Raw genomic sequence first — 16,501 nt, 5'->3', positions numbered from 1 at the left:
ATTTATTGCCTAAAAAAACAGTGAAATTTACCAACCTTTATGCAGATCTAATCATTGATTTCAGAGAAAAAGAAGCAATTCGAAAATAGAAAAAATTCATAGATGTGCCACGAAGAACCGTATCATAATGTTATTCCATTATAGGGCGCGATTGTTGAAGAACACAGCTATAAAATTATCAATCTTTTTTATAAAAAATGTGTACTGATTCACAAGAGAAGAATCCATTTTGATCAATCTTGAACGGATCCCTGTCAAGTAGACAGTGGAAATAATAAAAATACTTTAAGTGTTTCATTAAAAAAATGTTTTATACTATAGAATAAAGTATTAGACTGTTAAAAAATAGTTGTAGACTGAAAAGGTGTTTTCCATACGTGAAAACACCTTTTGTTTTTCCATAAATCCCGTTACCGGAAGTTAGTTATTTAAGGTTGATTCCAAATAATAGACATTGCTATATAGAATAATATGATTAGGCCAATTACAGAACTCGATCCATAAAGTGAAAATTTTCCCCATCTATTCTTTCGACTGATTACAGATAAAATTAGAGATAAAACGAGTGTGACACCAATAGTACTCATAAGTATGGTGTCACTTATAATAGTGTTTCCAGTAAAGATATATAATCCAAAAGTAATGACTCCAATCAGAAATACTATAAACGCAAATAAGCCCATACTGTCCTCTTGATTATTCAAGTTTCTCCCCCTCATTAGAAAACATTACCACGAAAACAAGTTTAATATGCTTATGTATTGGTTTTTTATCTTGTATATCCTATACAGAGTTAGTTGACATAGGAGCACATTATCAGTAGTAACCAAATCCCAGAAATCCATTCATACTCTAGCTTTCCGTTCCCTTTCTGTATGCAAGATTTCATACATTCCTGTCACAACAGCATTGGGCAGTTCAAACCGTTCTCGTAGCCTACGCATGAAATCCTGTATAATCTTAGCGTATAAAATCCGCGTTTTGCGGTCAGTACCCCATAAAGAAAAGACACCCTAAGGTGCCTTTTCTTTATTTTTATAGCAATAGAGGATTTTTATTAGTAGGGGTCCCGCCAACTAATTGACATAAAACCCTCTTATCAGTAGTTAGTCTGCCTAAGTTCAAATGAGAATAAGCTCTTTTATTTTCTTTAAGCATAACATGTAAAAGAATATGAAATATTTATAAAAAGTAGGTGCAAACATGACATTAGATTCTCACCGTATTATAGGTTTCCCAGGAATGGGTATGGGTGGTTTCCCAGGAACAGGTATGGGTGGTTTCCCAGGAACAGGTATGGGTGGTTTCCCAGGAACAGGTATGGATGGTTTCCCAGGAACAGGTATGGGTGGTTTCCCAGGAACAGGTATGGGTGGTTTCCCAGGAACCGGTATGGGTGGTTTCCCAGGAACAGGTATGGGTGGTTTCCCAGGAACAGGTATGGGTGGTTTCCCAGGAACCGGTATGGGTGGTTTCCCAGGAACCGGTATGGGTGGTTTCCCAGGAACAGGTATGGGTGGTTTCCCAGGAACCGGTATGGGTGGTTTCCCAGGAACAGGTATGGGTGGTTTCCCAGGAACAGGTATGGGCGGTTTCCCAGGAACCGGTATGGGTGGTTTCCCAGGAATGGGTATGGGTGGTTTCCCAGGAATGGGTATGGGTGGTTTCCCAGGAATGGGTATGGGTGGTTTCCCAGGAATGGGTATGGGCGGTTTCCCAGGAACAGGTATGGGTGGTTTCCTAGGAACAGGTATGGGTGGTTTCCCAGGAACAGGTATGGGCGGTTTCCCAGGAATGGGTATGGGTGGTTTCCCTAGAATAGATATACCAGTTATCCATAACCTTAATTTCTAATACTTTATATTCGAATGTGGATGATAATAGATAAGATTAACCCTTGAATTACCTGTTAAAGTCATCTTATCTATTACCATCTATTAACTTGTACCAACTTTCTTACATAACATCATTTATTCATAAAAACTTATTAAATTCTCTACAGCAATTTAATTAATTTATACAAACTATATTTTTACGTTTTTTAAAGATTAAAGAGCCGCGTTACTCTTAATAGGGTAACGCGGCTCTTTTCTTATCCAAATTTACTTAGCGTGGTTTTTTCCGAAATGCTGGCGGGACCCCATGCCCATCAACTTAAGAATTTAGAATTCCCCCCAAAAATTATGAGTTTTTTGTTACAAGTTATCACAAAATTTCGTTTTTGGGGTAGTTTTATTTTCTTAGCTTGATTGCGATGAGCGGTACCCCATAAAGGCCCCTGATACATAATTGATGTTCTGCCATTTGTAGAAAACAATCCACTTATACCATTTTAACAAGAAGCAATATCTCGTCCATGTTGTAATATTGGCTTACGTTAAGCTTGTGAAAAAATCATATTCATGTATAATACAATTGATGTATGATACATTAGTTGTAGGAGGGTGACCTTTTTGAAAAGAGAAGATGCCTTAAAACTAAGAACAGATATTAAGAAAATGATTATAATAACTGGGGTTTTTGAATCTCAAAATTTGCCCAATGGACCATTTGAAAAACCTTTACCAACTTCTCAAATGATGGCGTTAGAGGAACTAGAGGTGGAAAAATTAACTGTTTGGCAACTATCCAATAAACTTAGATTAGAGACTTCAACTGTAAGTAGATTGGTAGATAAGTTAGTAAAAAAGGGGCTTATTTATCGTGAAGTAAATGAAAAAAATAGAAGAGAACTTTTTCTGCACCTCACAGAAAAAGGTCACATAACTGTTAATTGCTTAAGAGAGCAATCCATTACATTTTATCAAAGTATTCTCAATAATTTATCAGAATCAGAACAAAAAATAGTTGTGGATGGTTTTGAATTATTTATTGATTCTATTTCTAAGCCTTTTGATTAGAGTGAGGTAAATCATAACATTTGGAGGATAAAATGAGTTTGGATTTTGAACGTCCTATTATTGAATTAAAAGAGAAATTTGATGAATTAAAGAAAATTATGAAAGAAAATAATGTAGATTTATCGTCAGAAATTCATGTATTAGAAAAACGTTTAAATAAAATGCAAGATAAAATTTATTCTAATATTACACCTTTTCAACGAGTTCAAATTGCAAGGCTACGTAACCGGCCCACGACATTGGACTATATAGCTTTATTGTTTACAAACTTTCTCGAACTTCATGGTGATCGATTATATGGTGATGATAAAGCAATGATAGGTGGTATTGCAAAATTTAAAGGGATGCCCGTTACGGTTATTGGTCATCAAAGAGGTAGAAATACAAAGGAAAGTATAGAAAGAAATTTTGGAATGGCACATCCAGAAGGTTATAGAAAAGCGCTAAGACTTATGAAACAAGCTGATAAATTTAATCGCCCTATTATTACATTTATTGATACAATAGGCGCCTATCCAGGGAAAGGGTCTGAAGAACGTGGAATTTCTGAAGCGATAGCTCGAAATCTATTTGAAATGGCTACACTTAAAGTGCCAATTGTTTGTATTGTAATTGGAGAGGCATCAAGTGGTGGAGCTCTTGGCATTAGTGTCGGTAACCATATCCATATGTTAGAGTATTCATGGTACTCGGTAATTTCGCCAGAAGGAGCAGCATCTATCCTATGGAAGGACGCTAAGTATGCTCCAGAAGCTGCTGAACATATGAAAATTTCAGCAAAAGATTTAAAACATTTAGGAATTATTGATGAAATCATTCCTGAAATTAAAGGTGGAGCACAAAATGATATAAAATCACAGGCAAAAATGATTGAATCTGTAATCGAATCATCTCTAAAAAAATTGATACTATTATCCTCGGAAGAGCTTATACAACAGCGATATGAAAAGTATAGACAAATAGAGAATTATAAATGAAAATATTTAAAGTCCGTATTACATTTCGGAGGATTCTTGCAAAAAATTCTAAATATTTTGTAAGTAACCTCTTAAACTGGGGTATGCTGATACTATTACTCTACAAAAGATGTGTGATCGGTATGGAAAAGGAAAATTTGTTCAAATGGAAGCATTATCAGCAAGATATTATTTTGTTAACTGTACGTTGGTACGGTACAACTTAATTTTTCGTGATTTAGTAGAAATGATGAGGAACCAGGATTATCCTACCATTATGCTAGAAATATATATGTTATATTTTCTTTTCCACTACCTTTGCACCAGAACCAAAAAATACGCTATTCTTTCTGTAGAATCATAGGAAAGGATGGCGTTTTTGTATGTATCTATCAATTTCTGACGAATTACAATTATTTGCTGAAGAATTATATGAACATCTTACCCCTTCATTTTTGGAAAATCTCGCTAGAGAGCTAGGTTTTGTAAAACGAAAACGTAAATTTTCAGGGTATGATTTAGCTACTATATGTGTCTGGATTAGTCAACGAGTAGCGAGTGATTCATTAGTCCGATTGTGTAGTCAGCTACATGCATCAACAGGAATTCTTATGAGTCCTGAAGGACTAAATAAGCGTTTTAATAAAAAGGCAGTGTTCTTTTTGAAACATATTTTCTCCACATTATTAAAAAATAAAGTTTGTGGAAAGTCAGCAATTCCAAGTGTTTCACTTACCTATTTTCAGCGAATTCGTATTTTAGATGCAACCATTTTTCACGTACCAAAACACTTGGCCAATGTATATCCTGGATCAGGTGGTTGTGCACAAACAGCGGGTATAAAAATCCAGTTAGAATATGATTTACATAGTGGTCAGTTTTTAAATTTCCAAGTGGAACCAGGGAAAAATAATGATAAAACCTTTGGAACAGAGTGTTTATCAACATTACGCCCTGGTGACCTATGTATTCGGGATTTAGGCTATTATTCACTGGATGATTTAGATCAAATGGATCAACGTGGTGTGTACTATATATCGCGACTCAAATTAAACAATAGGGTATATGTCAAAAATGAATTTCCTGAATACTTTCGAAACGGAACAATAAAAAAACAATCTCAGTACATCAAAGTTGATTTAGAGCACATCATGGATACCTTAAAACCAGGACAGTCCTATGAAATAAAAGAAGCTTATATTGGAAAGGATAAAAAACTATTTACTCGGGTGATTATGTATCGATTAACAGAAAAACAACTTCGTGAGCGTATGAAAAAACAAGTGTACACAGAAAGTAAAAAAGGGATTACATATTCGGAAAAAAGCAAACGATTAGCTGGCATGAACCTATATGTTACCAATACACCTTGGGAGATTGCTCCGATGGAACAAATCCATAATTTTTACTCTCTCCGCTGGCAAATTGAAATCATTTTTAAAACTTGGAAATCCTTATTTCAAATTCATCATTGGCAACATATTAAACAAGAGCGATTAGAATGCCATGTTTATGGAAAACTCATTGCCATTTTTCTATGTTCTTCTACTATGTTTAAGATGCGACAATTAATTTTACAAAAGAAGAAACAAGAATTAAGTGAATATAAAGCAATTGGAATGATTCAAGATCACTTATCGAGTTTGTATCAAGCCATACAACAAAACATCCAAGAAATAACAAAGATCCTAATCAGCCTGTTCCACCTCCTACAGAAGAACGGAAGAAAATCTCATCGATATGAGAAGAAGACTGTTTTTGATATTATGGGTGTTGTTTATGAGTATAATGGGTTGAAAAAACAAAAGAAAGTTGCATAATTTAAAAAAGGAAACCCGTTAGGGTTTATTTGGTATGCATATTATTAAGAGTATGCTTCTATTTTAGGAATGCTTTACCTCCACAAAATGAAAGTACACTTTGTTTTCATTTTTAAGTTGATGGGCATGTGGCGGGACCCCAATAGGAAAAGGGAAAAGAATTAAGTTTACTCGTTCTTAAGAGTTTTCTCTTTGAAATTTACTTTTTGTTTGTTGTTCTATATACGTCTGAAATTGGTAAGTCCACGCCATGTAAATCTTGATTAATGCCTTTCTTTTTAACATTGGTGTTGTCTGGATTATGTGCCTCTTGAGATGTTTCTTCCATCTGTTCTTGAGCTTTACTAGGAGTATTTAGAGCATCTGATGATACGTGGTCAAGTTGTTGACTTAATAGATTTTTTTCATCCATGTTATGTAGCTCCTTTGTGAATTTAGATATAAAAACAATGTAATTATAAATAGTTACTTAGATATTTTGTATCTTTGAATGGAATCATATGCAGAAATTATATTGAGAAATTAACTAATTATAAAAATTATTAGTTCTTAATAAAATCGTAATCTTGTGAGAAAGGGAGATGAAATTTTGGACGGACTTCAAAATTTTAATTTGGTGGGCGTGGGGTACCGCCTTATAGCCATCAAATTAAGAAAAAAATTAATTCCTCCTACAACAAAAACGCTATTCTTTTTCATTGCGGATATTGTATTTCTTTAACCGACGGATCAGTGAAGTTTGGGTAATTCCAAGAAATTTTGCAGTTTTACGTGTAGTTGTATTTTCCTTAATTGCCTGTTCAATAATTGTTTTTTCCATATTTTCGATAATCTCGCTTAAATTGTTGCCTTTTTTCAGAGATTGTAAAGCTTCTTCTTTCATGCTTACTGAGAGAAAGCGCTCTGGTAAATCATGAACCGAGATTTCTTCCTTTTTAGCCATAATAACGAGCTGTTCAACAGTGTTTTCCAACTCGCGTATATTTCCCGGCCACTGATAACGTTGTAAAACACCTATCGTTTGTTTTGAGAAGGTACGTGTTTGGTTGAATATTTGGTTATACTTTTGCAAATAGAAATGGATTAGCGGAAAAATATCTTCATGTCGCTCGCGTAGCGGTGGAATGTTTACTGGTAAAACATGAAGGCGATAATATAGGTCGGCCCGGAATTTTCCCTCTTTTACCATTTCCTCGATTTTGCGGTTTGTTGCTGCAATGATGCGAATATTAGCCTTTACTAACTGTGAACCGCCAATAGGCATATAGGTTTTGTCCTGTAGTAATTGAAGGAGCTTTGGCTGCAGATGTAGCGGAAGTTCACTAATTTCATCCAAAAAAAGCGTGCCTTTTTCGGCTGTTTTAACGAGCCCTGTTTTCCCTTTTGGATTAGCACCTGTAAAGGCTCCCTTATGGTAGCCGAACAATTCAGATTCGAGAAGTGAATCGGGAATTGCTGCACAATTTAAGTGAACAAAGGGTTGACTGTTTCGTTCGCTCAATTCATGAATACGCTTTGCAACTACGTTTTTTCCAACTCCTGTTTCTCCGTTAATAAGCACAGTTGAATCAACACTTGCCACTCTTTCCATAATTTCAGCAAGCAAATTATGTACTTTGCTATGTCCGATAAAGGACTGTTCTTCCTTTATTAGAATATACCGGGTATTCATTTTTTTTATTTCTAGTAAATACCGCTTCAATACGGGGGCTAATTCTTCCCATTCTAGTTTAGAAACATTATCCATCCAATTGCTTATATCATGACCATGTGCTACAAAATAAACAGGGTTTTCCTGCTCATCCAAAATAATGTCCCCTGTTACTGTCATCTTATTACCACCAGTAATTTCTTGCACAGTGGTTACAGTACTTCCATTTTGTAAAGCCATTTCGATTACGGACGGAGTGAACGCACCCTCTTTTTTCAGAACGAAAATATTCCTGCCAATCAAATCTTCCTTGCTTTTGTTAAAAAGCTTACAACACGCTTGGTTTACCCACATAATCGTTCCATTTTTGTCTACAATATTCATCCCACTTTCAAGACTATCAAGAATCTGCAAGAGATATTTGCTTTCAATTTGGACAGGAATGTCGGACATGGCTTAAATCCTCCTATGAATGCATCTATGTTGAACCGCAAGTGGTTCAAAGTAGATGGAAATTAGTGAACAGAATGAACCATTTATGAATCTATTGAAACGAATTTAATTCATTATATCTCACAATTGCTAGATTTAAATAGATTTTTTGTAATTTTCCGTCTACTTTTAATATTTTTGTTCCAAATTGATGGCATGATTTTTGCAATATAAAAGTGTACAGTGCGGAATGATTAATTTATAGAGGGAGGTATTTAAAGAAATATTTTCTATTTACCAAGGATTTTTCATTTTATCGGAATGGAAGAGGATCGTCATTTTTACTAACAGAGAAAAAAGCTTATGCTAGGAATGTCATTTGTTGAAAGCGCTTTAAAGGTGCGTGATTCTAATTAATAGAATGATAGGTAAAAATTACTTGAAATATATTTATTTTGATTTTCTGGTATATAAGTCACGGTTATGAAGACTAAAAGGTGATCTGCACTCGTTTTCTCACTTTGTTTTCACTTGGTTGGGGCAGGAAAAAGATCTAATCGGATTCTCTCTCCTACCTAAAAAGAAAGGTTTTATGTCAGTTTTTCAATTTGTACTTATATAAAAAGGATGGTGTTTGTATGAAAGCAAATCTAGTATTTATCAATGGTGAAGTTATTACATCAGACAGACAAAACTCAATAGTGGAATCTGTAGCAATAAAGGATAATCGAATAATTGGGATCGGTTCAAATTTAGAAATGAATAAATTTATTGGAGAGAAGACGGAAGTCATTGACTTAGCAGGGAAATCTCTTCTTCCTGGATTTATTGATGCACACATACACTTGGTTTTATATGGGGTTTTTCAGTTGAATATCAGTTGTAAAGAAAGTCACATCGACTCTGTTGCAGATGTGCTGAATGAGCTTAAGCAAAAAGCGTTGGAAACTCCAGAAGGTGAGTGGATAAGAGCTTGGGGGTTTAATGAAACGACCATAAAGGAGAAAAGGTATCCAACGATTGCAGAGCTAGATGCCATTTCAACGGAGCATCCAATCATCATTTCTCGTACGTGCGGACATATCTGTATCGTAAATACAGCAGCACTAGAGAAGGCTGGAATTGACGAAAATACACCGAATCCTCAAGGTGGAGTAATTGAAAAGGATGAGAGGGGAGAAATTACAGGGAAATTATTTGAGGCTGCAAATATGAAGATGAATGATGTAGCAAGCTATACAGATGCTGAACTTATGAAAGCTGTTAAAATCGCGTCGGATCATTTCATTTCAGGGGGTATCACGAGTATTCATGAAGCAGCTACTTTTGATTCTAATTGTTATCGTTTGTTACAAACAGCTATAAAAACTAAAGACATCGGCGTTCGGGTATATGCAATAATTGGTACCATAAATGAATCCGATAAATTTGTAAATAAAATGATGAATGCAGGGATAGTAACCGGTACAGGGGATGAGAAATTTAGGGTTGGGCCGGCTAAAATATTTTTAGATGGAAGTAGCTCTGGTCCAACGATTGCAACTCGAGAACCCTACTCCAGTGATCCTAACAATTTCGGGATTCTTTATTATAGTGAGGAAGAAATATATAAAGTTTTAGGTGAAGCACATAAAAAAGGATATCAAATTACAGTACATGCTCAAGGTGATAAAGCCATTGAAATGTATTTAAATTGCGTAGAAAGAGCGTTAAAAGAAGCACCAAGGAAAAATCATCGTCATCGAATCGAGCATGCAGGAGTTTCAACCCCAGATTTACAAGAAAGAATGAAACAACTGGAAGTCATCCCTATTCCAAATCCACCATTTCCATATGAATATGGCGAGATATATGCTCACAATTATGGTGAACGTGTGAATTATATGTACGCTGCTCGTGACTATATAGATAAAGGTATTATTGCAGCAGGTAGTTCAGATGCACCGGTTACGGATTATAATCCTTTATTAGGAATTCATACTGCAGTTAATAGAAAAAGCCAATTTGGAGTCGAAATTGGCACGAATCAATCCATTAGTGTACTAGAAGCGATTAAACTTTACACATGGAATGGCGCTTATGCAAGTTTTGAAGAGGATATAAAAGGTAGCTTAGAAGTAGGGAAATTAGCTGATTTAGTTATTTTAAGTGAAAGTATTTTAAAGGCTGAACCAGACCGTATTAAGGATTTGAAAGTGGAGACAACGATTATTGATGGAGAAATTGTCTATCAAAAAGAGAATGATTTAATGATGAAAAATTAGATTTAGGCAAAAGAGGGGGCAATTATAGTACTTCGCATTATTTTATACATCAATTAAAAAACGAAATAGCCCCTCTTATTAGATGGGAGAGAGTATCTGGCTATGCATAAAAGTGGTCAGATCCTTTTTTGTAAAAATAGACAGAAAATTAAAAATTTTAAAAGTTAACAATTCCTTTTATGATAGCGGTTCTTAATCCATAAAAATTCAAACCATGAAATAGGAGGTCGAGCATATTTTGAAATATATTAAACTCTTACTCTTAATCCCTTTTATAGGGTGTGTTGGATTCTTGCCATTTGCAAATAGAATTGAGCCTTACGTATTAGGAATGCCTTTTCTTTTATTTTGGATTGTATTTTGGATGGTACTTTCCTCAATTATTTTAACCATTGTTTATAAGCTTGATCCCGATAATAAAGGGAGTGAGACAGAATGAATATATCATTATTTATTATTTTTATTTTCTTAATCCTATCTCTTTGTTTAGGGATAGCAGCAAGAAAAGGAAAAAAGATGAATTTGCAGAAATTTTCAGTTGGTGACAGAGGTTTTGGAACCTTGTTCGTATTCCTATTAATAGCTGGAGAGGTTTATACGACTTTTACTTTTCTAGGGGGAAGTGGTTGGGCGTATTCCAAAGGTGCTGCTGCATATTATGTACCCACGTATATATTTTTAGCATATATAATATCTTATTGGATTGCCCCTAAAATTTGGAGATACGGTAAAGAACATGGTATTATTTCACAACCTGACTATTTTGCATCTAAATACGATAGTCGTGCAATGGGGGTTATAGTAGCTATTGTGGGAAGTTTAGCCCTTATACCATATATTTGTATACAAATGAAAGGGTTAGGGATCATTGTTTCAGAGGCTTCTTTTGGAGCTATTTCACCAATAGTTGCAAGTATTATAGGCGCAATAGTTATTACAACATATGTAATAATCTCGGGTATTCATGGCTCAGCTTGGACAGCTGTGATTAAAGATATTATGATTTTGGGAGTAGTTATTTTTTTAGGCCTATACATCCCTATCCACTATTTTGGAGGAATTGAGCAAATGTTTAAGTCTGTTGAGGCTGTTAAACCTGAAGTGTTAACGTTAGCCGATCAGGGACTAAGTGTACCGTGGTTTATCTCTACTATCCTTTTAAATGCAATATCTTTCTATTTATTACCGACTTCTTTCTCTGTGGTTTTCTCAGCAAATGGTGAAAAAGCACTTCGTAAAAATGCAATTACCCTACCTTTATACACTATATTATTACTGTTTGTTTTCTTTATTGGCTTTTCAGCTATTGTAAAAATCCCTGGTTTACAAGGAGCTGATGGAGATCTTTCTCTTTTAAGATTATCTATTCAAACATTTGATCCTTGGGTCATTGGAATAGTTGGAGCAGCTGGTTTACTAACGGCTTTAGTACCAGCATCCGTTATGTTAATGTCTGCATCTGTTGGCTTAACAAAAGGGATTTACAATGTTATTTTTCCAAAAGCTACCGAAAAACAACAATTAGTAGCCTCAAAATTGTTCATCATTATCCTTTCTTTGACTGCTTTAATTTTCACAGTGTTTGGCGGGACAGCACTTGCAATGTTAAATATCATGTCATACAGTCTTATCGCACAATTGGCACCTGCATTATTCCTTAGTTTTTCCAAAAAAAATTATATTAATAAATATGGTGCAATGACTGGAATTATTACAGGAGTGCTCCTTGTATTGTATGCTACGATTTTTAATATAAAAGTCGCAACCTTTTTTCCAACAGTCCCACACACTATTAACGACATTAGTACAGGATCAATAGTATTATTTATTAATATCGTAATAACTATTATTGTAAGCTTAGCTTCAAAAAACATACCGGTTCAAAAGGGGGCTACCACATCAACATTAAGCTAAAATAATTTTATATCTATATAACGAGAAAAATGTTATTTTTTTTGAAAATTCACAGAAAGGATGACGTTTTTTATGAATTTTTCGATTCAAAATGAAATTTGAAAAAGATCAAAACTACCTGTTCTCTACGGTTTATTGGAGGCAGGTAGTTTTATTTTTCTCGAATTTACATAGTTGTAATAGATAGTTGAACTATTGTGAAAAGAGGGGGATGAATCGAATAGAATTATTCCTTATTTTGATCACTCATATTCACTTCTCTAATTTCAGGAGTAAGCGAATATGATACGGTCACAGTGAAATTACATTCTAAAGATGATCGGGAAAGTGTTGGGAAAGAAGCAGTACACGTATAAATGAAATTAAATCGCCTAAATTTGAACATAAATTCAAAGCTCCAGAGGATGGAAACGAGTTTATGGGGGATTTAGACGAGTCTACGAATATGATAAAAATGGTCTTTGGCGGAATTGCTGGAATTTCGTTATTAGTTGGTGGCATCGGTGTTATGAATATAATGCTTGTATCTGTAACAGAACGTACTCGTGAAATTGGCATCCGAAAAGCGCTTGGTGCAACGCGTAGTAAAGTATTAATGCAGTTTCTTATTGAATCTTGCATTTTAACAGCACTAGGTGGCTTAATTGGATTTATGCTTGGCGTATTCTTTGCGTGGTTAATTGTGATATTCGCAGAATAGCCATTTATTGTTTCAGTAAATTTAGGACTGATTTCGGTTGGAATATCTATGTTTATCGGTATTGTATTTGGTATACTACCGGCAAATAAAGCAGCAAAATTAGATCCGATTGAATGTTTGCGATATGAATAAGAAGGGAAGAGAATATAACTTTTGTTATGTTCTCTTTTTATGTTCATACAAAACTCTTTCTCAGCTTATCGTATCCAAATTTGAACGTAAGCATTTCGTAAGGAATGGATAAGAAAAAAGAGAGATTTATCATATAGGATTAGAGTATAACTTGATGTGAAGGGGGAAGAAATTAACTTAAATAATCAATTAGATAATGGAGTATTGCAAGAAATAGTAGTGATTTTTTGGCACAACATGTATGTCAAAAAGTGAAAGTTACAGGTTGTTAGGAACGAAATTATCAGTACTTAAAATAGAGGCATTATATTGTTAGTGAAGAAAAGGGTTGTACGAATGAATCATCAATACGATATTAATAGAGGAGAGAGAGCCTTATGAAAAAATGTAATTCAATAAAGTTAGCAAGTTTGTCAGTTCTATTAGCAGGTACTACTCTATTCACACCAGGTTTTACTGTGAAAGCAGAGTCAGTACAAAATATATCAAGTCCGTCACAATCACATGATCAAAAGAATCGGAATGGCTGGAAACAAGTAATGCAGGAATCAGTACAGCTTGGAACACCAGGGGTATTAGCTAAGACGTTTAACAACGGAAAAACTAGTAGCTATGCTGCTGGCGTGGCGGATTTAAGTACAAAGAAACCAATGAAATCGGATTATCGTTTTCGGATTGGTAGCGTGACGAAGACGTTTACTGCCACGACTGTTCTTCAATTAGTAGGAGAAAATCGTATACAACTTGACGATCCAATTGAAAAGTGGCTACCGGGTCTCATTCAAGGAAATGGGTATGATGGCAATCAAATTACGATACGTCAACTTTTGAATCATACGAGTGGTATAGCTGAATATTTAAAGTCAAAAGACGCTGACATAATGAATTCGAAAAAAACGTATACAGCAGAAGAAATAGTGAAAATGGGGCTTTCTCTACCACCTGATTTTTCGCCAGGTAAGGGGTGGTCGTATTCAAACACAGGATACGTAATATTGGGAATGCTTATTGAAAAAATAACTGGAAATAGTTATGCAGAAGAAATTGAAAAGCGAATTATTGAACCTTTGGATCTGTCAAATACGTTTTTACCAGGGAATTCAACCGTTATCCCAGGAAAGAATCATGCTCGAGGGTATATGAAAATTGACGGAACAAGCGAGTTGAAAGACATAACGTATTATAATCCGAGTTTAGCTAATTCAGCTGGAGATATGATTTCTAATGCGGACGATTTAAATACGTTCTTTTCATCTCTACTCGGTGGTAAGTTACTGAAGGAGAATCAATTAAAAGAAATGCTTACTACAGTTCCTACAGAAGGAGAAGGCGTTGGTGATGGATATGGTCTTGGAATCTATGAGACTAAACTTCCAAACGGTGTTTCAATTTGGGGTCACGGAGGGGCAATTCCTGGGTTCACAACTTTTGTTGGGGGAGTAATTGGGGGCAAACATACATTGGCTGTCAGTATTAACTCTTTAGGTGCGATTGATATTATTACGCAGTTTAATAAAATGATGAAAATTGAATTTAATAAATAGAAAAAAGAAAATGAATTGGATTCTGCTATTGTTGTATATAAAAGAGGTGCTTTTTAAATTTTGTAACTATGGACAGTATTAGCATCTATGATATGGCATCAAGTGTATTTCAAAGTGAAAATCAATCTTATTGCTTAGTATAAAAATAAAAAGGATGTCAGTTGCATGACATCCTTTTTATTTTGGAGCAAAGAGGTATACCTTTAATTCTGAAAATTGTTATTTTTACAACCATTCCATATAATAAAGGTTATAGGGATTTATACAGGGGAGTTATGAATGGAGAATACTTTAGTTGATTAACTATTTCTCGTTTTAACCAATATAACAATTAATAGATTTGGAGTTGAGTACATTGGGACAAAATCATTATAAATGGAGTAATAAGCAATTACGAGAACATGTTGAAGTACTAGATGGCACGAGAAGTCCGCACATTTTATTAAAGAATGCAACGTATTTAAATTCATACTTACGTGAATGGACGATAGCGAATATTTGGGTATATGATGATCGAATTGTATACGTAGGAGAAAAACTGCCAGAGCGATTAACTGATTGTGAAGTTATTGATTGCGAAGGGAAATATGTAGTTCCTAGTTACATAGAACCGCATGCACATCCATATCAATTATATAATCCAGAGACTTTAGCAAATTATGCAATGCAATTTGGGACAACTACTTTTATTAATGATAATTTAACTTTATTTTTCACATTACAACGTGAAGTAGCGTTTCGTTTGTTAGATGAATTTAAAAAGATTCCAGCAAGTATGTATTGGTGGTGTCGTTTTGATGGACAGACTGAGTTGCAAAATGGGGAATCCTTGTTTAATAGTGAAGAAATAATGAAATGGCTTAACCATGAAGATGTTCTTCAGGGCGGCGAGTTAACTGCATGGCCCAAATTATTAAATGGTGATGAGGAAATGTTAAATTGGGTACAGGAAACAAAGTGGTTACAGAAGAAAGTAGAAGGTCATTTTCCAGGTGCGTCTGAAACAACGTTAGCGAAGTTAAAGTTATTAGGTACGGATTGTGATCATGAGGCGATGACAGGACAAGAAGCTTTAACTCGGCTTATGCAAGGTTACACTGTTTCTCTTAGAAACTCTTCAATTAGGCCTGATTTAGAAGTTTTACTGAAAGAACTACTGGAATTAGGTGTTAAGCAATTTGATAGATTCATTTTCACAACAGATGGTTCACATCCGTCATTTTATGAAAACGGAATGACAAATAGATTGATAGAAATAGCGATTAAGCAAGGAATACCAGTAATTGATGCTTATAATATGGCAAGCTATAATATTGCTCGTTATTATAATATGGAACATTTACACGGCTCGATTGCGACAGGAAGAATTGCAAATATTAATATTTTGGAAAGTAAAGAAAACCCGGTGCCGATTAGTGTAATTGCAAAGGGACGATGGGTGAAGCGTAACGGAGTAAACAAAAATGAAGCATTACGTATAGAATGGGATGAATTTCAAGTAACCCCTCTACAACTAGACTGGTCTTTAAAGAAAGAAGATATGATTTTTTCTGAAACAACAGGTATAAAATTATTAAATGATGTTATTTCAAAACCATATGTAACTGAAATCGACTTAAACGGTGAGGAACTTTCTATTGAGCATGATGAATGTTTCCTTATGATGATTGCTCGTGATGGCACTTGGCGAGTGAATACAGTTGTGAAAGGTTTTGCGAAAGAATTAGGAGGTCTTGCAAGTTCTTATTCTGGTACAGGTGACATCATTCTTATTGGAAAAAGTAAAGAAGATATGCTTACAGCTTTTCATAGAGTAAAAGAGCTAGGTGGCGGTATGGTAATAGCGGAAAGAAATGAAGTGTTACACGAAATTGCATTACCGTTGCTCGGGATTATGTCCGATTTGAAAATGAGCGAATTAATACATAAAGAGAAAAAAATGGTGAAATTACTACAAGAGCGAGGATATGCCTATAACGATCCGGCATTTACGATTTTATTCTTTTCTGCGACGCACTTGCCTTTTATACGGGTAACGCCTATAGGATTATATGATGTAAAAAGTAGTAAAGTACTTGCTTCACCGGTAAATCTAATAAAGCAATATTAAAAGGAAATGTCCTATAAAAAGTCTATTTTATAGGACATTTCTCATTTATAGCATAAGAATATCTTAAGCCTCAAATAA

12 protein-coding genes and 2 pseudogenes are annotated in these 16,501 nt (G+C 34.7%); 11 read left to right on the top strand and 3 right to left on the bottom strand.

What is annotated here, in order from left to right; genetic code table 11:
* Nucleotides 1-428: 428 nt before the first annotated feature.
* Entirely contained in the window at nucleotides 429-704 is a 276-nt protein-coding gene (locus tag JTF23_RS20160) for a hypothetical protein (RefSeq protein ID WP_234842429.1), read from the bottom strand.
* Nucleotides 705-1,203: 499 nt separating this feature from the next.
* Between JTF23_RS20160 and JTF23_RS20155 the strand changes: the two genes are divergently transcribed.
* The 5 genes and pseudogenes from JTF23_RS20155 (at nucleotide 1,204) to JTF23_RS20135 (ending at nucleotide 5,676) form a co-directional block, all read left to right on the top strand.
* The gene (locus JTF23_RS20155; RefSeq protein WP_252188032.1) at nucleotides 1,204-1,854 is read left to right on the top strand and encodes a hypothetical protein; all 651 of its coding nucleotides are present in this window, start codon (nucleotides 1,204-1,206) and stop codon (nucleotides 1,852-1,854) included.
* Between the two features lie 599 nt (nucleotides 1,855-2,453).
* A complete protein-coding gene (locus JTF23_RS20150) occupies nucleotides 2,454-2,900 on the top strand; it encodes a MarR family winged helix-turn-helix transcriptional regulator (RefSeq protein WP_000817662.1) in 447 nt (148 codons plus the stop codon).
* Nucleotides 2,901-2,932: 32 nt separating this feature from the next.
* Nucleotides 2,933-3,877 carry an acetyl-CoA carboxylase carboxyltransferase subunit alpha gene (locus JTF23_RS20145; RefSeq protein WP_204209478.1) on the top strand — a complete coding sequence of 315 codons (945 nt, stop codon included), beginning with the start codon at nucleotides 2,933-2,935 and terminating at the stop codon, nucleotides 3,875-3,877.
* 122 nt (nucleotides 3,878-3,999) lie between these two features.
* Nucleotides 4,000-4,118, top strand: a pseudogene (locus tag JTF23_RS20140) (IS6 family transposase); the annotation flags it as partial.
* A 121-nt stretch (nucleotides 4,119-4,239) separates the two neighbouring features.
* On the top strand, nucleotides 4,240-5,676 hold the full coding sequence (locus tag JTF23_RS20135; protein WP_204209477.1) for an IS4 family transposase: 1,437 nt from the start codon (nucleotides 4,240-4,242) through the stop codon (nucleotides 5,674-5,676).
* 199 nt (nucleotides 5,677-5,875) lie between these two features.
* Here the strand turns inward: JTF23_RS20135 and JTF23_RS20130 are convergent, their stop codons facing one another.
* Nucleotides 5,876-6,088 (bottom strand): hypothetical protein, encoded by a 213-nt coding sequence (locus JTF23_RS20130; RefSeq protein WP_204209476.1) that lies wholly within the window; start codon nucleotides 6,086-6,088, stop codon nucleotides 5,876-5,878.
* A 273-nt stretch (nucleotides 6,089-6,361) separates the two neighbouring features.
* Entirely contained in the window at nucleotides 6,362-7,780 is a 1,419-nt protein-coding gene (locus JTF23_RS20125) for a sigma-54 interaction domain-containing protein (RefSeq protein ID WP_204209475.1), read from the bottom strand.
* 617 nt (nucleotides 7,781-8,397) lie between these two features.
* Between JTF23_RS20125 and JTF23_RS20120 the strand changes: the two genes are divergently transcribed.
* The 6 genes and pseudogenes from JTF23_RS20120 (at nucleotide 8,398) to JTF23_RS20095 (ending at nucleotide 16,423) form a co-directional block, all read left to right on the top strand.
* Entirely contained in the window at nucleotides 8,398-10,023 is a 1,626-nt protein-coding gene (locus JTF23_RS20120) for an amidohydrolase (protein WP_204209474.1), read from the top strand.
* A gap of 238 nt (nucleotides 10,024-10,261) precedes the next feature.
* Nucleotides 10,262-10,462 carry a DUF3311 domain-containing protein gene (locus JTF23_RS20115; protein ID WP_016105227.1) on the top strand — a complete coding sequence of 67 codons (201 nt, stop codon included), beginning with the start codon at nucleotides 10,262-10,264 and terminating at the stop codon, nucleotides 10,460-10,462.
* A complete protein-coding gene (locus JTF23_RS20110) occupies nucleotides 10,459-11,937 on the top strand; it encodes a sodium:solute symporter family protein (protein WP_204209473.1) in 1,479 nt (492 codons plus the stop codon). The genes JTF23_RS20115 and JTF23_RS20110 overlap by 4 nt, the downstream gene beginning before the upstream one ends.
* A gap of 463 nt (nucleotides 11,938-12,400) precedes the next feature.
* Nucleotides 12,401-12,769, top strand: a pseudogene (locus JTF23_RS28365) (ABC transporter permease); the annotation flags it as partial.
* Between the two features lie 377 nt (nucleotides 12,770-13,146).
* A complete protein-coding gene (locus tag JTF23_RS20100; protein WP_002161328.1) occupies nucleotides 13,147-14,313 on the top strand; it encodes a serine hydrolase domain-containing protein in 1,167 nt (388 codons plus the stop codon).
* Nucleotides 14,314-14,668: 355 nt separating this feature from the next.
* Nucleotides 14,669-16,423: an adenine deaminase C-terminal domain-containing protein gene (locus JTF23_RS20095; protein WP_204209472.1), complete on the top strand. Its 1,755-nt coding sequence runs from the start codon at nucleotides 14,669-14,671 to the stop codon at nucleotides 16,421-16,423.
* The last annotated feature ends 78 nt before the right edge of the window (nucleotides 16,424-16,501 follow it).

The organism is Bacillus sp. RIT 809, from assembly GCF_016892495.1.
GTDB classification, from domain to species: domain Bacteria; phylum Bacillota; class Bacilli; order Bacillales; family Bacillaceae_G; genus Bacillus_A; species Bacillus_A cereus_U.
Note: the sequence above shows the minus strand (reverse complement) of the source record. Positions and strands in the feature narration are given on the sequence as shown.